This is a genomic window from Amycolatopsis suaedae, from assembly GCF_004214935.1.
GTDB lineage: Bacteria > Actinomycetota > Actinomycetes > Mycobacteriales > Pseudonocardiaceae > Amycolatopsis > Amycolatopsis suaedae.
This window is the reverse complement of sequence record NZ_SFCC01000004.1, coordinates 311,614-332,450: the sequence shown is the minus strand read 5'-3', so window position 1 is coordinate 332,450 and position 20,837 is coordinate 311,614. Positions and strand designations below refer to the sequence as shown.

23 protein-coding genes are annotated in these 20,837 nt (G+C 71.9%); 20 read left to right on the top strand and 3 right to left on the bottom strand.

What is annotated here, in order from left to right:
• The first annotated feature begins 5 nt into the window (after positions 1-5).
• The 6 genes from EWH70_RS10040 (at position 6) to EWH70_RS10015 (ending at position 4,469) form a co-directional block, all read left to right on the top strand.
• Positions 6-779 carry a thioesterase family protein gene (locus EWH70_RS10040; RefSeq protein WP_130475171.1) on the top strand — a complete coding sequence of 258 codons (774 nt, stop codon included), beginning with the start codon at positions 6-8 and terminating at the stop codon, positions 777-779.
• A 10-nt stretch (positions 780-789) separates the two neighbouring features.
• A complete protein-coding gene (proC, locus tag EWH70_RS10035) occupies positions 790-1,590 on the top strand; it encodes a pyrroline-5-carboxylate reductase (protein WP_130475020.1) in 801 nt (266 codons plus the stop codon).
• 159 nt (positions 1,591-1,749) lie between these two features.
• The gene (locus tag EWH70_RS10030; RefSeq protein ID WP_130475019.1) at positions 1,750-1,962 is read left to right on the top strand and encodes a helix-turn-helix domain-containing protein; all 213 of its coding nucleotides are present in this window, start codon (positions 1,750-1,752) and stop codon (positions 1,960-1,962) included.
• 105 nt (positions 1,963-2,067) lie between these two features.
• Entirely contained in the window at positions 2,068-2,169 is a 102-nt protein-coding gene (locus tag EWH70_RS10025; RefSeq protein WP_017986394.1) for a 30S ribosomal protein bS22, read from the top strand.
• 250 nt (positions 2,170-2,419) lie between these two features.
• Positions 2,420-3,481, top strand: a complete 1,062-nt coding sequence (locus EWH70_RS10020; RefSeq protein WP_130475018.1) for an NAD-dependent epimerase/dehydratase family protein — start codon at positions 2,420-2,422, stop codon at positions 3,479-3,481.
• A 31-nt stretch (positions 3,482-3,512) separates the two neighbouring features.
• Positions 3,513-4,469: a lysophospholipid acyltransferase family protein gene (locus EWH70_RS10015; RefSeq protein ID WP_130475017.1), complete on the top strand. Its 957-nt coding sequence runs from the start codon at positions 3,513-3,515 to the stop codon at positions 4,467-4,469.
• Positions 4,470-4,475: 6 nt separating this feature from the next.
• Here the strand turns inward: EWH70_RS10015 and EWH70_RS10010 are convergent, their stop codons facing one another.
• From EWH70_RS10010 to EWH70_RS10000, 3 genes are read right to left on the bottom strand one after another with little or no spacing between them, the layout of a single operon-like run.
• Positions 4,476-5,399, bottom strand: a complete 924-nt coding sequence (locus EWH70_RS10010) for an HAD family hydrolase (protein WP_130475016.1) — start codon at positions 5,397-5,399, stop codon at positions 4,476-4,478.
• A 54-nt stretch (positions 5,400-5,453) separates the two neighbouring features.
• Positions 5,454-6,245: a DUF5667 domain-containing protein gene (locus EWH70_RS10005; RefSeq protein ID WP_130475015.1), complete on the bottom strand. Its 792-nt coding sequence runs from the start codon at positions 6,243-6,245 to the stop codon at positions 5,454-5,456.
• 44 nt (positions 6,246-6,289) lie between these two features.
• Entirely contained in the window at positions 6,290-6,919 is a 630-nt protein-coding gene (locus EWH70_RS10000; RefSeq protein WP_130475014.1) for a sigma-70 family RNA polymerase sigma factor, read from the bottom strand.
• A gap of 192 nt (positions 6,920-7,111) precedes the next feature.
• On the opposite strand from EWH70_RS10000, the gene EWH70_RS09995 reads away from it, so the two are divergent.
• From EWH70_RS09995 to EWH70_RS09930, 14 genes are all read left to right on the top strand, one after another.
• Entirely contained in the window at positions 7,112-8,653 is a 1,542-nt protein-coding gene (locus EWH70_RS09995; protein WP_130475013.1) for an AMP-binding protein, read from the top strand.
• Positions 8,654-8,664: 11 nt separating this feature from the next.
• Positions 8,665-8,922, top strand: coding sequence for a glutaredoxin family protein (locus EWH70_RS09990; protein ID WP_130475012.1), 258 nt, complete (start codon positions 8,665-8,667; stop codon positions 8,920-8,922).
• 46 nt (positions 8,923-8,968) lie between these two features.
• On the top strand, positions 8,969-10,486 hold the full coding sequence (locus tag EWH70_RS09985; protein ID WP_130475011.1) for a molybdopterin-dependent oxidoreductase: 1,518 nt from the start codon (positions 8,969-8,971) through the stop codon (positions 10,484-10,486).
• 659 nt (positions 10,487-11,145) lie between these two features.
• Positions 11,146-11,931, top strand: coding sequence for a redox-sensing transcriptional repressor Rex (locus EWH70_RS09980; protein ID WP_130475010.1), 786 nt, complete (start codon positions 11,146-11,148; stop codon positions 11,929-11,931).
• Positions 11,931-13,232 carry a glutamyl-tRNA reductase gene (locus EWH70_RS09975; protein ID WP_130475009.1) on the top strand — a complete coding sequence of 434 codons (1,302 nt, stop codon included), beginning with the start codon at positions 11,931-11,933 and terminating at the stop codon, positions 13,230-13,232. Before EWH70_RS09980 ends, EWH70_RS09975 begins: the two co-directional genes overlap by 1 nt.
• Positions 13,229-14,173 carry a hydroxymethylbilane synthase gene (hemC, locus tag EWH70_RS09970; protein ID WP_165436218.1) on the top strand — a complete coding sequence of 315 codons (945 nt, stop codon included), beginning with the start codon at positions 13,229-13,231 and terminating at the stop codon, positions 14,171-14,173. The genes EWH70_RS09975 and hemC overlap by 4 nt, the downstream gene beginning before the upstream one ends.
• 67 nt (positions 14,174-14,240) lie before the next feature.
• Positions 14,241-15,773, top strand: coding sequence for a bifunctional uroporphyrinogen-III C-methyltransferase/uroporphyrinogen-III synthase (locus tag EWH70_RS09965; RefSeq protein ID WP_130475008.1), 1,533 nt, complete (start codon positions 14,241-14,243; stop codon positions 15,771-15,773).
• 53 nt (positions 15,774-15,826) lie between these two features.
• Complete coding sequence (gene hemB, locus EWH70_RS09960; RefSeq protein WP_130475007.1) at positions 15,827-16,798, top strand: porphobilinogen synthase; 972 nt, start codon at positions 15,827-15,829, stop codon at positions 16,796-16,798.
• Between the two features lie 63 nt (positions 16,799-16,861).
• A complete protein-coding gene (locus EWH70_RS09955; RefSeq protein WP_130475006.1) occupies positions 16,862-17,323 on the top strand; it encodes a hypothetical protein in 462 nt (153 codons plus the stop codon).
• Positions 17,320-17,766, top strand: a complete 447-nt coding sequence (locus tag EWH70_RS09950) for a hypothetical protein (protein WP_130475005.1) — start codon at positions 17,320-17,322, stop codon at positions 17,764-17,766. Before EWH70_RS09955 ends, EWH70_RS09950 begins: the two co-directional genes overlap by 4 nt.
• Entirely contained in the window at positions 17,763-18,074 is a 312-nt protein-coding gene (locus EWH70_RS09945; protein WP_130475004.1) for a hypothetical protein, read from the top strand. The genes EWH70_RS09950 and EWH70_RS09945 overlap by 4 nt, the downstream gene beginning before the upstream one ends.
• 29 nt (positions 18,075-18,103) lie before the next feature.
• Positions 18,104-19,411 carry a glutamate-1-semialdehyde 2,1-aminomutase gene (hemL, locus tag EWH70_RS09940; RefSeq protein WP_130475003.1) on the top strand — a complete coding sequence of 436 codons (1,308 nt, stop codon included), beginning with the start codon at positions 18,104-18,106 and terminating at the stop codon, positions 19,409-19,411.
• Positions 19,408-20,034, top strand: a complete 627-nt coding sequence (locus EWH70_RS09935) for a histidine phosphatase family protein (RefSeq protein ID WP_130475002.1) — start codon at positions 19,408-19,410, stop codon at positions 20,032-20,034. Before hemL ends, EWH70_RS09935 begins: the two co-directional genes overlap by 4 nt.
• On the top strand, positions 20,031-20,606 hold the full coding sequence (locus tag EWH70_RS09930) for a TlpA family protein disulfide reductase (protein ID WP_130475001.1): 576 nt from the start codon (positions 20,031-20,033) through the stop codon (positions 20,604-20,606). The genes EWH70_RS09935 and EWH70_RS09930 overlap by 4 nt, the downstream gene beginning before the upstream one ends.
• Positions 20,607-20,837 lie beyond the last annotated feature (231 nt).

Genomic DNA, 20,837 nt, shown 5'->3' with positions numbered 1-20,837 from the left:
TCGCCATGCGTTCGCTCGGCGACGGGACATTCACCGCGGACCTGCGTGCCGAATGGTCCATCGGCAGCCATCCACACGGCGGCTTCCTGATCGCGCTGCTGGCCAGGGCGGCCCAGGCGGCACTGCACGAGCGCGGCGAGCCGCATCCCGACCCGCTCGTGGTCGCCGCCGACTTCCTGCGCCCGCCCGCGATCGGCCCGGTTCTGCTGCGCACCGACCTGGCCAGGGCGGGCCGCCGGGTCGCCGTCGTCGGTGTCCGGCTGGAGCAGCGGGGCCGCACCTGCGTCGAGGCGCGGGTGACCGCGGGCAGGCTGCCCGCCCGGCCGGACTGGACCGACGTCCCGGCGATGCCTGCCGAGCCGCCGCCCGGCGCGCTGGCCATGGGCGGGGCCACGCCGGAGGGCGTGTTCCACCTGTCCAAGGGCTGTGACGTGCGGCTGGACCCGGCGACGGCGGGATTCCTGGCGGGCCGGACGGCGGATCCGCCGCGGATGCGGCTGTGGGTGCGTCCCCGGGAGGGGCAGCCCGACCCGTACTTCGCGTTGCTGGCAGGCGACGTCAACCCGCCGGTGGTGTTCAACCTCGGCCGTTCGGGCTGGGCGCCGACCGTGCAGCTGACGACGTTGCTGCGGGCCCGGCCCGCGCCGGGGTGGCTGCGGGTGCAGGTGGACTGCCGCGCGGTCTACGACGCGTGGTTCGACTCCGACGCGACCGTCGTCGACTCGGCGGGCAGGCTGATCTGCCAGGCGCGGCAGCTCGCGCTGTCCTCCACCGCCTAGGGTGGGCGCCATGAGCGTGATCGCGGTACTGGGTGCGGGCAAGATCGGCGAGGCGTTGCTGTCCGGGCTGCTGCACGGTGGTCGCAAGCCGGGTGACCTGCTGTTCACCGAGCGGCACCCGGAGCGTGCGGCCGAGCTGACCGCGCGCTACGGCGTGGCAGGTGTCGACGTCCCCGACGCCGCGCGGCGGGCCGACGTGCTGGTCGTGGCGGTCAAGCCGCAGGACATCGATCCGGTGCTGGCCGAGCTGGCGCCGCTGCTGCGCCCGGAGACGCTGGTGGTGTCGCTGTGTGCCGGGCTGCCGACGTCGCTGTACGAACGCAAGCTCCCCGAGGGCACCCCGGTCGTGCGCGTCATGCCGAACACCCCGATGGTGGTCGGCGAGGCGATGAGCGCGATCTCGCCCGGCAGGCACGCCACCGGTGAGCACCTCGCGGTGGTCGAGGAGCTGCTGAGCTGCGTCGGCGCGGTCGTGCGGGTGCCGGAGGCGCAGCAGGACGCCGTGACGGCGCTGTCCGGTTCCGGGCCGGCGTACTTCTTCTTCCTGGTCGAGGCCATGATCGACGCCGGCATCCTGCTGGGGCTGCCGCGTAACGTGTCCGAGCAGCTGATCATCCAGTCCGCCAAGGGAGCGGCGAAGATGCTCGCCGAGACCGGCGAGCACCCGGTGACGCTGCGCGAAGCCGTCACCTCCCCGGCAGGCACGACCATCAACGCCATCCGTGAGCTGGAGAAACACGGCGTCCGGGCCGCCCTGCTGGCCGCCATCGAAGCCGCCCGCGACCGTTCCGTGGAGCTCGGCAAGGGCTGAAGCCTCCGGCGTCCGACGGGTGCCTCGGAAGGGACCAATGCAGTGACAGGCGTCGCATGAGTCCCATGAGTCCCGCTACCCTCACTAGAAGCACGTGCGTGTCGGTACCGCCGGTGGGGAAGCCGAGCGGCGCGACACGTGTCGAAGGACGCGGTGACGATGCCGACGAAGAAGAACGAGGTGCCGCCAGGGCGCCATGTCCAGTTCCTGACGGTCGCCGAGGTGGCCACGCTGATGCGGGTCTCCAAGATGACCGTCTACCGCCTGGTTCACTCGGGCGAGTTACCGGCTGTGAGAGTCGGCAAGTCGTTCCGGGTGCCCGAGAAGACGGTGCACGAGTACCTGAACAACGCCTACTACGACGTGGGCTGATTCAGGGGCACTATCCAACGCCAACCGGCCCTTGGGTAACCTGATAGACCGCTCGACCCGGTGCTCCCGGGCCGGCGGTCAATGACGAAACGTTAAGGAGCACCTGTGGGCTCGGTCATCAAGAAGCGCCGCAAGCGCATGTCGAAGAAGAAGCACCGCAAGCTGTTGCGCCGCACGCGGATGCAGCGCCGCAAGCAGGGTAAGTGAGCCGCAGGTTCTCCCGGCCGGTGCCGGACTGGTGGCCCGTCCACATTGTTGGGCGGGCCACAGCCATTCGAGTGAGAAGTCGCTGACCAGGGTTAACAGGTTGTAAGACCTCTCCAGATGACCTTTCCTGCGCGGTAGGATCCGTGGTGCGTCCGCGCACCGCCCCCATACCCCGACGGGCTTCGCGCGCGCCCCGCCACAGCGCCGTGCGCTGACAAACGCCTGTTCATCCAACCCAGCAGGGGGCCGAATGCCGTCCAATGTCGTTCTCGTCACCGGTGTGGGGGGAGAGCTGGGCGGAAAACTGCTGGCCAGGCTGGGCAACAACCCCGAGTTCGAACGGGTCATCGGCGTCGACACGACGCCGCCGGCCAAGGCCGTTCTGCACCGCATCGGCAACGCCGAGTTCGTCCGCGCGGACATCCGCAACCCGCTGATCGCCAAGGTGATCAGCACGGCGAAGGTCGACACGGTGGTGCACGCGTCGACGACCTGCCATCCGGCGGGCCCCGGCCGTCGCGCGCTGATCAAGGAAGTCAACGTCATCGGCACCATGCGGCTGCTCGCCGCCTGCCAGCGTTCCCCGCGGGTACGCAAGCTGGTCGTCAAGTCGACGGCGGCGGTCTACGGTGCCGGCTCCCGCTCGCCCGCGGTGTTCACCGAGGACTCCGAGCTCATCCCCACCTCGTCCAGCGGGTACGCCAAGGACGCGGTGGAGATGGAGGGCTACGTGCGGGGCATGTCGCGGCGGCGGCCGGACATCACGGTCAGCCTGCTGCGTTTCACCAACCTGATCGGGCCGGAGATGGACACGGTGCTGGCCCGCTACTTCGCCCTGCCGGTCGTGCCGACCGTGCTGGGCTACGACGCCCGCATCCAGCTGCTGCACTCCGCCGACGCGCTCGCGGTGCTGGAGCAGGCCACGCGGGACGACCTGCCCGGCGTCTTCAACGTCGGCGCCGACGGCGTGCTGACCCTGTCCCAGGCGGTGCGCCGCGCGGGCCGGGTCGAACTGCCGGTGCCCAGGGGCGTGGTCCCGTCGGTCGGCAAGGTGCTGCGGGGTGCGCGGGTGGTCGACTTCTCCGCCGACCAGCTGCGGCTGCTCAACTTCGGCCGGGTCGTCGACAACACGAAGCTCAAGGAGTCGTTCGGGTACATCCCGCGGTGGACCACCCGCGAGGCGTTCGACGACTACGTACAGGGTCGCGGGCTGCGGCCGGTGCTCGACGGCGAGCGGCTGGCCGGGCTGGCGAGCAAGGTGATGGCCGCGGCGGCCTCGGGCCAGGCCGTGCCGCGGCGGGTTCCCCGGTGACCGGATCTGAAGGGAAAGAAGGTCGGAACAGGTGACGACCAGCTTGCACGCACAGGTGATTCCGCTGCACGCGCCGGGCCGAGAACCGGAGCAGGTCGAGACCGACGAGGTAGCCGTCGAGGCTCCCGTCGTCCAGTTCCCCGCCCAACCCGCCGCCGAGGAGCCCACACCGGCGGACCTCCTCGGCTTCCTGCGTAGCAGGCTCACCGGCGACTACGCGGTCGACGAGTTCGGCTTCGACGCCGAGCTGACCGAGACCCTGCTGCTGCCGCCCGCGCGGATGCTGTACGACAAGTGGTTCCGGGTCACCACCCACGGCGTGCACAACCTGCCCGCCGAGGGCGGCGCGCTGCTGGTGTCCAACCACTCCGGCACGCTGCCGCTGGACGCGGTGATGACCGCCGTCGCGGTGCACGACGAGACGTCCGGGCGGTTCCTCCGCGGCCTCGGTGCCGACCTGGTGTTCCGGCTGCCGCTGGTCGGGTCGCTGGCACGCAAAGCGGGGCAGACCCTGGCCTGCTCCGCGGACGCCGAGCGGCTGCTGCGCTCCGGCGAGCTGGTCGGCGTGTGGCCGGAGGGGTTCAAGGGCATCGGCAAGCCGTTCTCCGCGCGGTACCGCCTGCAGCGGTTCGGCCGCGGCGGGTTCGTCTCGGCCGCGATGCGGGCCGGGGTGCCGATCATCCCGTGCTCGATCGTCGGCGCCGAGGAGATCTACCCGAAGATCGGCGACATCAAGCCGCTCGCCCGGTTGCTCGGCCTGCCGTACTTCCCGGTGACCCCGTTCTTCCCGCTGCTCGGCCCGCTGGGCGCGATCCCGCTGCCGACGAAGTGGGACATCGAGTTCGGCGAGCCCATCCGCACCGACACCTACGACGCGGACGCGCAGGACGACCCGATGCTGGTGTTCACGCTGACCGACCAGGTGCGTGAGTCGATCCAGCAGACCCTCTACCGCCGCCTGTCCCAGCGCCGCGGCCTTTTCCGCTAGCGACGGTCAGCGGCGGCGGTAGGCGATTCCGGCCGCGACGGCGCCGGCCACCGCGCCGGCGCCGAGCACCGACGGCACGCCGATCTTGGCCGCCTTGCGGCCGGTGCGGAAGTCGCGGATCTCCCAGCCGCGGGCCCGCGCGACCTCGCGCAGCCCGGTATCCGGGTTGACCGCCACCGCGGTCCCGACCACCGACAGCATCGGGATGTCGTTGGACGAGTCCGAGTAGGCACTGCACCGCCGCAGGTTGAGGCCCTCGCGCGCGGCCAGCGCCCGTACGGCGTGCGCCTTCGCCCTGCCGTGCAGCAGGTCGCCGACGAGCCTGCCGGTGTACACGCCGTCGTTGCTCTCGGCGACCGTGCCCAGCGCGCCGGTCAGCCCGAGCCGCCGGGAGATGACCGCGGCCAGCTCCACCGGCGTCGCGGTGACCAGCCAGACCCGCTGGCCCGCGTCGATGTGCATCTGCGCCAGCGCCCGGGTGCCAGCCCAGATCTTGTCGGCCATCAGCTCGTCGTAGATCTCCTCGCTGACGGCGACCATCTCGTCGACGGTCCGCCCGGCGACGAACGACAGCATGCCCTCGCGCGCGGACCGGATGCTGTCCTTGTCCTCCCTGCCGCCGACCCGGAACTTCAGCTGCTGCCAGGCGAACCGCATCATGTCCGAGGTGGTGACGAACTTGCGCGCGGCGAGTCCGCGGGCGAGGTGGAAGATCGACGCGCCCATCATCATCGTGTTGTCAACGTCGAAGAAGGCGGCGGCCGTCAGGTCCGGCGGCGCGGGCGCGGGCGGGGCCTCGGCGAGGTCGCCCTCGCGTACCTCCATCGCGACGGCCGCGTCGGCGGAGGCTTCGCCGGCCAGCTCGGCGAGCCGTTCGAGCTCGTGACTCCTATCCCTGCCACGCCGACGCGCCACGCACACCGCCTCCAGGTTCCCGAGACCAGTCCCTGTGGCACAGCGTAGCGAGCCCCGGTGACCTGCCGGTTACCGGACGGCCACCGGCTTGACCGACGGCGGCGAATCGGCGCAGGTCCCCGCGGCGGGCAGCGCGCCGAGGTCGTCGGACCAGCCGGAGGTGATCCGGTAACAGGCCATCCGGTCGGACAACGCGAGCGCCCGCTGCCCGGCCCGGGACACCAGTTCCTGGGACGCCCGGTGCGCACTCGCCGCACCGGCGGGGACGAACGGGCCGATCGCGGCCAGCCGGGCGGCCTGCCGGTCCGCCCACGTCCGCAGGCTCGCCAGCGGACGTCCGTCGGTACTCGTCGACACGGCGGTCAGCGCGCGCACGCCGGTGCGCACGGCGGCGTCGAACTCGGCGAACCCGGTGCGGAACGCCTCGGCGTCGGCCGGCCCGAGCCTGCGCAGCTCGTCCAGCCGGGAGGCGGCGAGGGTCAGCCTGCGGTCGGCGCGGGCACGGTCGTCGAAGGTCAGCCCGATCGAGACCGTCTCGGTGGCCAGCTTGACCGGGTACAGCGGCTGACCCGGTACGGCCGTTCCGGCCACGGTCACCCCGATACCGACGGCAGCGAGCAGCAGGACCGCCACCGCCACCACGGCTGCGCCGACCCGTGGCCGTGGTGCCTCGGCGGGTTCGGCGGTGGCCATCCGCTCGACGGCGGCCTGGTCGGGGACGGTCTCCGCACCCAGCCTGCGCAGCGCGGCGACGACCGCCAGCTCGTCGGAGAACTCGTCGTCGGGCATGCCGGAGTCCACGACACGAGCGAACCGCTCGCGTTCGGCCCGCTCGCGCGGTGACCACCGCGGACTCTTCACGGCGGGTTAAACGATGAACAAGGTTTCCGGTTATGGCCGGACCGTTATCGCAACCCGGTCGGCAACAGCTGCGCCAGCCGCCGCACCGCGCGGTGCTGCAGTGCCTTCACCGCGCCCTCGTTGCGCCGCATGACGGCGGCCGTCTCGGCGACCGAGAGGCCCTGCATGAACCGCAGCACGATGCATTCGCGCTGGTCCTGGCCCAGTTCGGCGATGCAGCGCAGCAGCTCGGAGTTGGTGGCCCTGCTCAGTACCTGCTGCTCGGGACCGGCGGGCGGCGCGACGCTGGGCCCGGCGAACGTTCCGGACTCGGCCACCTCGTCGGTGACGACCTCCAGCCGGAACCGGCTGGACTTCACGTGGTCGAGCACCAGGTTGCGGGCGATCGTGATGAACCAGGCGCCGACGTCGCGGCCTTGGTAGCTGACCGACGTGATCCGCCGCAGCGCTCGCAGGAACGTCTCGCTGGTGACGTCCTCGGCGAGATCGCGGTCGCCGAGGCGCAACAGCACGTACCGGTAGACGACGTGCACGTAGCGGTCGTAGAGCTGCCCGAATGCCGCCGTGTCGCCCGCCTGCGCGGCGTGCACCAGCTCCCACGCCGGTGAGGGAGCTTCGCGAGCCGGGCTCACGCGAAGAGGCGCGGGACCGTCGAACGCGACCTGCAGGCTCATCCGCAGCACCTCCCTCGAGTGATCAAGACCACCCCAGCCGGGCAAGGACTAGGGCAGCATACGTGTTGTTACCGCGAAGTAGGTAGTGGTGGGTTTGTTGCGGAAGTGCGACGAAGGTGCTTTCCGGCCATTACGTCGTCCCCGGATGACAGACTGGTCACGGTCTCGACGATGTGGTGAGAGGAGCCAGAATTGTCGGCTGAACAGGGCAATCACGGCCGCCGGCCGGAGGCGGGTGGCAACGTCGCCGACCTCGTCGCGGACGCGGCACGGCAGTGGCCCGATTCGCTGGCCCTGATCGATTCCGGAACCGGAATCACCCTCACCTGGGGGGCGGTCGACGCGGCCGTGAACGCCGAGGCCCGCAGGCTGCTCGACGCCGGGCTCACCGCGGGCGACCGGGTCGCCGTCCGGCTGCCGACGTCCACCGCCTTCGCGGTGACGTTGTTCGGCGTGCTGCGGGCGGGCGGCGTCGCCGTCCCGCTGTCGCCGCAGGCGCCCGCGGCCGAGCTGATCCCGTTGCTGGAGCACTGCTCCCCACGGCTGCTGGTCAGCGCCGAGCCGCACGCCGACGACCTGCCGGAGGGCGTCCGCGGGCTGGAACCACCCGACGTGCGTGGCGAGCCGGGTGAGCGCGTCGAGCCGGCCGGGGCGGGCGAGGACATCGCGGTCATCTCCTACACCTCGGGCACCACCGGGCCGCCGCGTGGCGTGATGCTGTCGCACCGGGCACTGCTGGCCAACGTCGAGCAGCTGAGCGCCATCGAACCGCCGGTGCTGGAGCACGCCGACCGTGCGTTCGTCGCCATCCCGCTGTTCCACGTCTACGGCCTCGGTCCGGGCCTGCTGCAGTCCACCGCCGTCGGCGCGACCGTCGTGCTGGCGCAGCGGTTCGACGCCAGGCAGGCACTGGCCGACTGCGTGACCTACCAGGTCACCTCCATCGCGGGCGTGCCCGCGATGTACGCCGAGTTCGCCGCGCTGCCGCCGGAGGAACTGGCCGCCGGGCTGGCCACCGTGCGCAGGCTGACCTCGGGCGCGGCGCCGCTGCACCCCAAGGTCCTCGCCGCGGTCAGGGAAGCCACCGGCATCGACGTCTACGAGGGCTACGGCCTGACCGAGGCCGCGCCGGTCGTCACCACCACGCTGGTCACCGGGTACCCGAAGCCCGGTTCGGTCGGCAGGCCGCTGCCCGGTGTCGAGCTGCGGCTCGTCGACAGCGACGGCGGCGCGGGCCCGGTCCCGCTCGACCCGGACGACCTGGCGGACTCGTTCGACGAGGAGGACGGCGGCACCGGCCTGGTGTCGCTGCGCGGTGCCAACCTGTTCTCCGGGTACTGGCCCGACGGCGACCACGGACCGGACGATGAGGGCTGGTTCCGCACCGGCGACGTCGGCTACCTGGACAACGAGGGCGACCTGCACCTGGTGGACCGCGCCAACGACCTGATCATCGTCAACGGGTTCAACGTCTACCCGAACGAGGTGGAGCAGGTCATCGACGAGCTGCCCGAGGTGGAGGAGTCGGCGGTGGTCGGCGTGCTGGACGAGCGCAGCGGCGAGGCGGTCAAGGCCGTCGTCGTTCCGGTGTCCGGCGCGTCGCTGTCCGAGCAGCAGGTGATCGACCAGTGCACCGGCAGGCTGGCGACGTACAAGGTGCCGACCACCGTCGAGTTCGCCGAGACCCTGCCGCATTCGCCGACGGGCAAGCTGCGCCGCATGCGCTTGCGCTAGAAAGGGGCCCCATGGAACACCAGGTGACCGTGGTGACGCGGGAAGGCTGCTCGGCCTGCGTGAAGGCGGAGCAGGACGTGGAGCGCATCTGCGGCGAGATGGGCGTCGAGTGGTCGACGCTGGACGTGGACAGCGACCCGGAATGGCGGGCGGAGTACGGCGACCGGGTTCCGGTGATCCTGGTCAACGGCGAGGAACACGGCTACTGGGCCGTCGAGGAGGACCGGCTGCGGGCGGCGCTGCGTCCCTGGCGCGTAAGCAATTCGTAAGTCGGCACGGGCCATCTTCGGGGCCGCGGGCTCCGAAGATGGAGGCATGAACGACAGGAAGGCCGCCGCTCTCGCCGGTGTGCTGTCGGTGGCCGCCGCGATCGCGGCGGGGCACCTGGCCGCCGGGTTCCTCGGCGGCGCCACCTCGCCGCCGGTCGCCGTCGGCAACTGGGTGGTCGACCTCTCCCCGCACTGGCTGACCGAGTTCGCCAAGGAGACGTTCTACCTCTACGACAAGCTGGCGCTCGGCGTCGGCATGGCCGTGGTGATCACCGTGCTCGCGGCGGTGGCCGGGCTGGTGTCGAGGCGGACGCCGACGCCCGGCGTGGTGATCATCCTGGCGTTCGGCGCGCTCGGCGTCGCCGCCGTGTTCCGCCAGCCCGAAGCCGGGCAGCTCGGCGTGCTGGCGCCGCTGGTGAGCGTGGTCGTCGGCGTCCTGGTGTTCCGGTGGCTGCACCGGCTGGCCGCCGAGCGTGCCGAGGCCGGGTTCGACGGCCTGAGCAGGCGGCGGTTTCTCCGTGGTGCGGCCGGTGTCGCGGCGGGTGCCGGTGTCGCCGGGCTGGCCGGGCAGCTGGTCGGCGCGGGGGCGAACGCCGAGAGTTCCCGCGCCGCGGTCGGCCCGCTCGTCCCCGCCCGGCCCGCGCCGCCGATCCCGGCCGACGCTGACTTCGCCAAGCTGGGCACGCCGACGTTCCTCACCCGCAACCAGGACTTCTACAAGATCGACACCGCGCTGGTGCTGCCCCAGGTGCCCGCCGAGGACTGGCAGCTGCGCATCCATGGCCTGGTCGAGCGGGAGCTGACGTTCAGCTACGCCGACATCCGGAACCGGCCGCTGGTGGAGCGGCCGGTCACGTTGTGCTGTGTGTCGAACGAGGTCGGTGGCGACCTGATCTCCACGGCCAACTTCGTCGGCGTCGAACTGCGTGATCTGCTGAACGAGGCCGGGGTGCGGCCCGAGGCCGAGCAGCTGTTCTCCACCAGCGCCGACGGCTGGACCTGCGGCACCCCGGTGGCGACGCTGCTGGAACCCGACCGCGGCGCGTTGCTCGCGCTCGGCATGAACGGCGAGCCGCTGCCGATCCGCAACGGGTTCCCGGCGCGGCTGGTGGTCCCTGGGCTGTACGGCTACGTGTCGGCGACCAAGTGGGTCACCGACCTGGAGCTGACCACCTGGGACGCGCGGCGGCCGTACTGGCTCGACCGCGGGTGGGCGCAGCGGGCGCCGGTCAAGACGCAGTCCCGGATCGACTCACCGCGGGGATTCGACCGGGTTCCGGCCGGGACCGTGCGGGTGTCCGGCATCGCCTGGGCGCAGCACACCGGCGTCGACAAGGTCGAGGTCCGGGTCGGCACCGGCCCGTGGCAGCCCGCCACGCTGTCGGCCGAGGTGAGCAGGGACACCTGGCGGATGTGGTGGACCGAGCTGCGGGTGCCGGTAGGCACGCACCAGATCAGCTGCCGGGCGACCGACCGCTCCGGCTACACGCAGACCGGCGAGCGGGCGGACACGGTGCCCGACGGCGCCACCGGCTGGCACAGCGTGACAGTGACCGCCGCCTGAATGCCGTGAAGGCGGCCCTCACGGCATCCGCCGGGTTCTCACCTGGTGCCGATCGCCCGCGTGAACGGGCCGTTCGCGCGAGTCGTACGTTCTGGGGCGCGAGTCGTAGGTTCTGACGCGCGAGTTGTACGTTCCCGACCGCCTGGTCCCACTGTCCGGCACGTCGGTTCCAGATAGCGAGACCAGCCCGTCGGGGCGGCCGAACGGGCCGCTCGCGCGGCCCCGCCGGGCCGGAGCACGAGTTTCGCGTTCCTGAACACGTCACTCGCGTTCCCGAACACGACACTCACCATCCGGACCCCGCGTCCCAGCCCGTGAACCCACCCACGCCAACGGGCCACACGCCGCGAGTCTCGCGCTCAGGAACGCGAGTCTCGCCTTCCGGAACGCGAATGACGCGCTCCGGACCACCCGACGCCGTGAGGGCCCCCTTCACGGCATCGGCCGCAGGCGCTTTGGACGGCTGCTTGAGATCTGCTTCACGTCGGCTCAAGGCTCTGACCACCGACTTTGTGCCTGCGTTCACAAGTAGCTACCGTTAGGAGCAGCACCGGCGAGGGCGAAGCATCGAACACCTTCTGGCCCGCCGGGTCAAGGCTTGATTTCGAGTGCCGTTCTCGCATTGCCGGATCGGTACCTGCGTGACGAGGAGTGTGGGCGTGGCGGCACAACGTGGCCGGGCTGGTGGCCCGGACGCCGACAACGCGCCCACAGCGGAGATGCCCGCCGTGCCGGCCGGGGCCGAGGTCGTCCGGTCGCGTGCCGCGATCCCCGAGGCCGCCGTCGCGCGGCTGGCCGTCTACCTGCGGGTGCTGTCCGCCATGGCCGAGCAGGGCGCGACCACCGTGTCCAGCGAGGAGCTGTCCTCGGCCGCCGGGGTGAACTCGGCGAAGCTGCGCAAGGACCTGTCCTACCTCGGCTCCTACGGCACCCGGGGCGTCGGCTACGAGGTGTCCGTGCTGGTCGGCCAGATCGAGCGCACGCTCGGGCTGACCCGCCAGCACCGCGTCGCCGTCGTCGGGATCGGTAACCTCGGGCACGCGCTGGCCAACTACGGCGGGTTCCCCGGCCGCGGCTTCCCGGTCGAGGCGCTGTTCGACCTGGACCCCGACCTGATCGGCGTGCCGGTCGGCGGGCTGCCGGTCTCGCACGTCGACGACATCCCGAAGGTCTGCGCCGAGCGGCAGATCTCCATCGGCGTCATCGCCACCCCGCCCACCGCGGCCCAGTCGGTCTGCGACCGGCTCGTCGCGGGCGGCGTGCAGTGCATCCTGAATTTCGCCCCGGTCGTGCTGCAGGTGCCGGGGCACGTGGAGGTCCGCAAGGTGGACCTGGCCGTCGAGCTCCAGATTCTGTCGTTTCACGTGGCCCGCCGGGCGGACCATGTGAACAACGGCAGCCTGGAACTGGACGGGGCCGGCGGTAACGGAGTGGTGGTGCGCTGATGAACGTCCTGGCCATCGGTCTTTCCCATCGCACGGCGGAGCTGGCCACCCTGGAGCGGGTGGCCGTTCCCGCCGCGGAGATCGGCAAGGTGCTGCACGAGCTGCAGCAGGCGCGGCACGTCAGCGAGGCCATGCTGCTGTCGACGTGCAACCGCATCGAGGTCTACGCCGTCGTCGAGACGTTCCACGGCGGCCTGGCCGACATCGCCGAGGTGCTGGCCCGGCAGGCCGGCGTCGAGCCGGCCTCGCTGTACGAGAACTTCTACGTGCACTACGCCGGTGCCGCCATCGAGCACATCTTCTCCGTCGCGTCCGGCCTGGACTCGATGGTCGTGGGGGAGACGCAGATCCTCGGCCAGGTGCGTGCCGCCTACGCCACCGCCCGCGAGCAGGGCACGGTCGGCCGGGTGCTGCACGAGCTGGTCCAGACGACGCTGCGGGTCGGCAAGCGGGTGCACACCGAGACCGGACTCGGCGCGCTGGGTGCCTCGGTGGTGTCCGAGGCGCTGGCCGCCGCCGGTGACCTGACCGGGCGGCACGCGCTGATCGTCGGCGCGGGCTCGATGGGCGCGCTGGCCGCCAGCCAGCTGCGGCAGGCCGGGATCGGCTCGGTCACCGTGGCCAACCGCACCGAGGCCAACGCCGAGCGGCTGGCCCGTTCGGTCGCCGAGCAGGGGATCGGCGCGACGGTCGTGGCCATGGCCGAGCTGGCCGGTGCCGTGTCCGCCGCCGACGTCGTCGTGTGCTGCACCGGTGCCCAGGGTGCCGTGCTGACCGCCGACCTGGTGAGCGAGCGGTCCGTCCGGCCGCTCGTGGTGTGCGACCTGGCCCTGCCGCGCGACGTCGACCCGGCCGTCGGCGAGGTCGCCGGGGTCACCCTGGTCGACCTGGAGACCGTCCGGCGGATGGCAGGCAACTCCACGCACACCGACAAGCAGATCGCCAGGGCGACCGGGATCGTCCTCGACGAGATCCGCGACTACCTCGCCGGCCAGCGCAGCGCGTCGGTCACCCCGACCGTGACCGCACTGCGCAAGCGGGCCGCCGAGGTCGTCGACTCCGAGCTGCTGCGGCTGGACCACCGGCTGCCCGAGCTCGACACCCGCACCCGTGACGAGGTCGCCAGGACGGTGCGCCGCGTGGTCGACAAGCTGCTGCACACGCCCACCGTGCGGGTCAAGCAGCTGGCGGGCGAGTCCGCCGGCACCGACTACGCCGACGCGCTGCGCGAGCTGTTCGAGCTCGACCCGCAGGCACCGGCGGCGATTCGTAAGTCCTCTGTGGACGGTGAGCAGGTATGACCAGGATCATCAGGATCGGCACCAGGGCCAGCAAGCTCGCCCTGGCCCAGACCGGGACGGTCGCCGCGGCGCTGGAGGCCGCCGGGGCGACGGTCGAGATCGTCAAGGTCTCCACGCCCGGCGACCGCTCCAGCGCGCCCATCGCCGAGATCGGCGTGGGGGTGTTCACCTCCGCGCTGCGCGAGGCGCTGCTGAGCGGGCAGATCGACGTCGCCGTGCACTCGTACAAGGACCTGCCCACCGCGCCGCAGGACGGGCTTTCGCTGGCGGGCGTGCCGCAGCGGGAGGACCCGAGGGACGCGCTGTGTGCCCGCGACGGCCTGACGCTGGGCGAGCTGCCGCCGGGCTCGCGGATCGGCACCGGCGCGCCGCGCCGGACCGCGCAGCTGAAGGCGCTCGGCCTCGGCCTGGAGATCGTGCCCATCCGCGGCAACATCGACACCAGGCTGGGCAAGGTAACCAGCGGTGAGCTGGACGCCGTCGTGCTGGCCAGGGCCGGACTGTCCCGGTTGGACAAGCTGGCCGTGGTGACCGAGACGCTGGACCCCATCCAGATGCTGCCCGCTCCCGCACAGGGTGCGCTGGCCGTGGAGTGCCGGGCCGACGACGTGGACGTCGAGCACCTGCTTCACTCCACTGTGGACGACCCGACCACCAGGGCCGCCGTCGCGGCCGAGCGGTCCATGCTGGCCGCGCTGGAAGCGGGATGCAGTGCGCCGGTCGGCGCGCTGGCCGAGGTGGTCGAGGATCTGGACGAGAACGGGTCCGTCGTCGAGCGGATCTCGTTGCGCGGCACGGCCGCGGTCACGTCCGAGTCCGGCGCCGTGGAGATGCTGCGGGCATCCGGGGTGGCCGACATCGGCGACGCCGAGAAGCTCGGCCGCATGGTCGCCGACGAACTGCTGGACCTCGGTGCCGGCGCCGTCCGGCCAGGCACCTGATCCCCGCCCAGGTTTTCTTTTCAGGCCGAGCGCAGAACCGGCCGACCGATCAAGGAGATACGCACAGATGACCCCCGCGCGTAAGACCACCGGGCGCGTCGCCTTCGTGGGCTCGGGCCCCGGTGACGCCGGACTGCTGACCGTCCGCGCCCAGGAACTGCTGGCCAAGGCCGAGGTCGTGGTGACCGACCCCGACGTGCCCGCCGGTGTGCTGGCGTTCGCCACGTCCGACGCCGAGGTCCGCCCGGCCGTCGGCGAGCCGGCCGAGGTGGCCAAGGACCTGGTCAACGAGGCGAAGTCCGGCCGGCTGGTGCTGCGCCTGGTCGCGGGTGACCCGCTGACCCAGCCCGCGGTCGTCGCCGAGGTGCAGGCCGTCGGCAAGACCAGCGCGGTGTTCGACGTGGTGCCCGGTGTCTCGCCCGGTGTCGCGGTGCCCGCCTACGCCGGGGTGGCGCTGGGTGGCACACACACCGAGGTCGACGTCCGGTCCGAAGTGGACTGGGCGGCGCTGGCTTCGGTGCCGGGGCCGATCGTGCTGCACGCGACGTCGAGCCACCTGGCCGAGGCCGCGGGCGCGCTCGCCGAGCACGGCGTTGCCGGGACCACGCCGGTCGCGGTGACCAGCAACGGCACCGTCAACACGCAGCGCACCGTCGACACCACGCTGGCGTCCCTCTCGGCCGACGCCGGTGAGCTGGTCGGCCCGCTCGTGGTGACCGTCGGCCAGGCGGCCGGCGCGCGGTCGAAGCTGTCCTGGTGGGAGTCGCGGGCGCTGTACGGCTGGAAGGTCCTGGTGCCGCGGACCAAGGAGCAGGCCGGTGACATGGCCGACCGGCTGCGCAGCCACGGCGCGACCCCGCACGAGGTGCCGACCATCTCCGTCGAGCCGCCGCGCAGCCCGGCGCAGATGGAGCGCTCGGTGAAGGGCCTGGTCGACGGCCGGTACCAGTGGCTGGTGTTCACCTCCACCAACGCCGTGCGCGCGGTGTGGGAGAAGTTCGAGGAGTTCGGCCTGGACGCCAGGGCGTTCTCCGGGGTGAAGATCGCCTGCGTCGGCGACGCCACCGCGGCGAAGGTCCGCTCGTTCGGGATCATCCCGGAGCTGGTGCCGACCGGTGAGCAGTCCAGCGAGGGCCTGCTGGCCGAGTTCCCGCCCTACGACGACGTGCTCGACCCGGTGGACCGCGTGCTGCTGCCGCGGGCCGATATCGCCACCGAGACCCTGTCGGCCGGGCTGCGGGACCGCGGCTGGGAGATCGACGATGTGACGGCGTACCGCACCGTGCGTGCCGCGCCGCCGCCCGCCGAGACCCGCGAGATGATCAAGACCGGTGGGTTCGACGCGGTGTGCTTCACGTCGTCGTCGACCGTGCGCAACCTGGTCGGCATCGCGGGCAAGCCGCACGCGCGCACGCTGGTCGCCTGCATCGGCCCGAAGACCGCGGAGACGGCGACGGAGTTCGGCCTGCGGGTCGACGTCCAGCCGGAGACGCCCAACGTCCTCACGCTGGTCGACGCCCTGGCCGCGCACGCCGCGCGGCTGCGGGCCGAGGGTGCCCTGCCGCCGCCGCGCAAGGCCAAGCGCGCGCGTCGTTCCTGACAGCGCTTCGCCCGGAAGAAGAGGCAGCCGGCGGGCGGCGTACCCTCGGGAGAGTGTTTCCCGAACACCGCCCCCGCCGGCTCCGGACCACACCCGCGATGCGCAGGCTGGTCAGCGAGACGACGCTGCGGCCGCGCCAGCTGATCCTGCCGATGTTCGTCGCGGAAGCCGCCGACGAGCCCAAGCCCATCGCCAGCATGCCCGGCGTCGTCCAGCACACCCGCGACAGCCTGCGCAAGGCCGCCGTCGACGCGGTCCGGGCCGGTGTCGGCGGGCTGATGCTGTTCGGCGTGCCCGCCACCCGTGACGCCATCGGTTCCGGCGGCACCGACGAGAACGGCATCCTCAACGTCGCCCTGCGCGACCTGCGCGCCGAGCTCGGCGACGAGACCGTCCTGATGGCCGACACCTGCCTCGACGAGTTCACCGACCACGGCCACTGCGGCGTGCTGGACGCGAACGGCGAGGTCGACAACGACGCCACGCTGCAGCGCTACGCCGAGATGGCGCTCGCGCAGGCCGACGCGGGGGCCCACCTGCTCGGGCCCAGCGGGATGATGGACGGTCAGGTCGGCGCCATCCGCGCCGCGCTCGACGACGCCGGTCACACCGGCACCGGCATCCTGGCCTATTCGGCGAAGTTCGCCAGCGCGTTCTACGGCCCGTTCCGGGAAGCCGTCGACTCGCAGCTCACCGGCGACCGCAAGACCTACCAGCAGGACCCCGGCAACGTCCGCGAGGCGCTGCGGGAGATCGAGCTGGACCTCGCCGAGGGCGCCGACGCCATCATGATCAAGCCGGCGCTGGCCTACCTGGACGTCGTGCGCGCCGCCGCACAGATGTCGCCCGTTCCGGTGGCCGCGTACAACATTTCCGGCGAGTACGCCATGGTCGAGGCGGCCGCCGCGAACGGCTGGCTGGACCGGGAACGCACGATCCTGGAGGTCCTGACCTCGATCCGCCGGGCGGGCGCCGACATGATCCTCACCTATTGGGCGGCGGAGGCGGCGCGCCTCCTCGACTAGGCCGTCCTCAGCCCCACCACCACCCTCAGCGGAAACGCTGCGCGTAGCAGTACTCTCTCTGGGGTGACTGAGAGCACTCCCGCAGCGCAAACGCGCGGACCCGAGCCGCAGGTCGTCAAGGTCGCCTTCTATCTGTGGATCGCGTCCGCCGTGGCGATGATCGGCGGCGCCGCGATGTCGCTGGCCATGAAGGACCGGATCGTCGAGCTGACCCTCGAGGTCAACCGCGACCCCCGGCTCACCCCCGACCTGGTCAGCCGTGGCACCAACACGCTGCTGTGGACGTTCCTCGTCGGCGCGGTGGTGTTCGGCGTGTTGTTCGTGCTGTTCGCCTGGAAGTCCCGCGAGGGCACCCGCTCGGCCCGCACGGTGCTGGCCGTCCTCGCCGTGGTGACCGCGTTGTTCCAGATGCTGATCTTCCTCAACGAGGTCAAGGTCCTCGCCATCGTGCTCTCGATCGGCGCCGGTGTCTGCATGTTCCTGCCCAGCACGACCGGCTACTTCGAGAAGCTGCCGAAGAAGTGACCGACGAGCCGGTGCTGTTCGACGAGCCGGGTGCCGGCGGCGCCCCGCTGCTGTGGGGCCCCGGTTTCGCACTCGCCGGCTACCTGTCCGAACTGGCGCTCGGCGGGCCGACGCACACGCTGGCCTGGATCCTGATCGGCATCGGGCTGCTCGCGGTGAGCGCGGTGTGGGTCACGGCCCGGCGCCGGTTCCTCAGCGTCCGGCTCACCACCGAGACGCTCACGCTGGGCCGCGAGGAACTGCCGGTGGCCCGCATCGCCGAGGCGGGTGGCGAACTGGGCGCCCCGCTCGGTGCGCGGGTGCTCGGCGGCGCCTATACGGTTCCCCGCAAGTACGACGAGCTGCCGTTGCGGCTCGACGACGACAGCATCGTGCTGGCCTGGGCCAAGGACGTCGAGGGCCTGCGGGACGCCCTGACCAGGGCGAAGGGAGCGCAGAAGTGACCGAGCCAGTGTGGCCAGCCGAGCCGTTCCCCGCCCAGCAGAAGCTGCACCAGCCGTGGCGGGTGGGCCTGGCCGCGACCGAGGTCGTGCTCGCCGCGCTGGCCCTGTGGGGGGCGTTCGCGCTCTGGCCGATGGGCATCAACGACATCGTGCTGCGGCTGAACAACGGCGAGGAACTGGTGTCGACCCACTACACCGGCAGCTGGATCTTCACCGCGATCGTGGTCGGCACGCTGGCCGCGGTCCTGGTGGTCGACGCCCTGCGTCAGCTCGCGCTCGGCCTGCGGGTGCGTACCCGCGGCCGGTAGCCCGCCGCCGTTTTGCGAGACTGGCTCGCGTGACACGACGAGTCGATCAGTCGAAGGCGTGGTTCGACCGGGCGAGTGCCGCGACACCCGGTGGGGTGAACTCCCCGGTGCGGGCGTTCAACGCCGTCGGGGGCACGCCGCGGTTCATGGTCCGGGGCTCCGGCGCCTACCTGTGGGACGCCGACGACAACCGCTACGTCGACCTGGTGTCGTCGTGGGGGCCGATGATCCTCGGGCACGCGCACCCGGACGTGGTGAACGCCGCCACGCGGGCCGCGGCGGGCGGGCTGTCGTTCGGCACGCCGACCACCGGCGAGGTGGAGCTGGCCGAGGAGATCATCGCCAGGGTCGAGCCGGTGCAGCAGGTCCGCCTGGTCAACTCCGGCACCGAGGCCACGATGAGCGCGATCCGGCTGGCCAGGGGGTACACCGGGCGCACCAAGATCATCAAGTTCGCCGGCTGCTACCACGGGCACGTCGACGCCCTGCTCGCGCAGGCGGGTTCCGGGGTCGCCACGCTCGGCCTGCCGACCTCGCCCGGGGTCACCGGCGCGCAGGCGGCCGACACGATCGTCCTGCCGTACAACGACATCGACGCCGTCCGGAAGTCCTTTGCGGACAACGAGGGGCAGATCGCGGCGATCATCACCGAAGCCGCGGCAGGCAACATGGGCGCGGTCGCGCCGGACGCCGGTTTCAACGAGGCCCTGCGTGCGGTGGCCCACGAGCACGGCGCCCTGCTGATCATGGACGAGGTGATGACCGGCTTCCGCGTGTCGGCGGCGGGCTGGTTCGGCCTGGAAGCCGTCGCGGGCGACCTGTACACGTTCGGCAAGGTCATGTCCGGCGGCCTGCCCGCCGCCGCGTTCGGCGGCCGTGCCGACATCATGGCCAGGCTGGCCCCGAGCGGCCCGGTCTACCAGGCGGGAACGCTGTCCGGAAACCCGGTCGCGGTCGCCACTGGGCTGGCCACGCTGCGGGCGGCCGACGACGCGGTGTATCGCGCGCTGGACGCCAACTCGCAGCGGCTGGGCGCGTTGTTCACACAGGCACTCGACGCCGCCGGGGTCGCGCACACCGTGGCCTACGCCGGCAACCTGGTCAGCGTGTTCTTCACCGAGCGGCCGGTGCGTAACTACGCCGACGCCGCGGCCACGCAGACCTGGCGCTTCCCGCCGTTCTTCCACGCCCTGCTCGAGCACGGCGTGTACGCGCCGCCGAGTGCCTACGAGGCGTGGTTCGTCAACGCGGCCATGGACGACGCGGCGTTCGAGATCATCGAGGCGGCGCTGGAACCCGCGGCCAGGGCCGCCGCGGCCGCGCGGGAGCAGGCGTGAGGACCATCGTCCACCTGCTGCGGCACGGTGAGGTACACAACCCCGACGGCATCCTGTACGGCAGGCTGGCCGGTTTCCGGCTGTCCGACCGGGGCAGGCGGCAGGCGCTGACCGTCGCCGAGGCGCTGTCCGGTCACGAGATCGTGCACGTCGTGGCCTCGCCACTGGAACGTGCCCAGGAGACCGCGGGGCCGGTCGCCGACGCGCACCGGCTCGACGTCGCCACCGACGAGGGCCTGATCGAGGCGGCGAACCTGTTCGAGGGCAAGCGGGTCGCCGTCGGCGACGGGGCGTTGCGGCACCCGTCGCACTGGTCGAAGCTGCGTAACCCGTTCCGCCCGTCGTGGGGTGAGCCGTACCTGGAGATCGCGCACCGGATGCTCGGCGCCGTCCACCGGGCGCGGGACGCCGCGACCGGGCACGAGGCGCTGTGCGTGTCTCACCAGCTGCCCATCTGGACGCTGCGCAGCTTCGTCGAGGGCCGTCCACTGTGGCACGACCCACGTCGGCGGCAGTGCTCGCTGGCGTCGCTGACCAGCCTGGTCTTCGAGGGCGACCGGCTGGACCGCGTCGTCTACAGCGAGCCGGCCGGGCGCACCGACCCGAAGGTGACCGGGGCATGAGGCTGGTCGCGGCCGTGTTCGCGGCGGTGCTGCTGGTCGCCGGGTGCAGTTCCGGCGAGGACGCCGTCGCCCGCGGCGGGGACTTCCAGTTCGTCTCGCCGGGCGGCAAGACCGACATCTTCTACGAGGGCGCCGACCGCCAGGCGCTGCCGGAGGTGTCCGGTGAGGACCTGATGGACCCGAACAAGCGCATCTCGGTGTCCGACTTCGCCGGCAAGGTCGTCGTGATCAACATCTGGGGCCAGTGGTGTGCGCCGTGCCGCACCGAGGCGCCCGAGCTGCAGAAGGTGTACGACCAGACCAAGGCGGCCGGGGTGCAGGTGCTCGGCATCGACGTGAAGGACCCCGACCGGTCGGCGCCGCAGGACTTCATGCGTGACCGCGGGCTGACCTACCCGTCGATCTACGACGAGCCCGGCCGCTCGCTGCTCGGCCTGCGTGGTTACCCGCGCAGCGTCGTGCCGTCGACGATCATCGTGGACAAGCAGCAGCGTGTGGCCGCGATCTTCCTGCGCGACCTGCTGGCCACCGACCTGCTGCCCGTTGTGAACCGGCTCACCGCCGAGTCCTGACGTGCCCGCACCCTCGTGCGATCTGGTGACGTCCTGATGCCGTGAAGGCCCCCTTCATTACGTGAGACGTCAGGGGCCCGGCAAAGTCCGGGCGGTCGGGCTCCCGGCGGTGCTACCAAGGGCACCTTGGTTGCGCGTTGCGCCACCAAGGTGCCGTTCGTGGCGTGGCGTTGGCTCGGTGTTGTCTCGTTGGTGGTGGTCGGTGGGGCTACCGGGCGTGCTGGGTCTGCT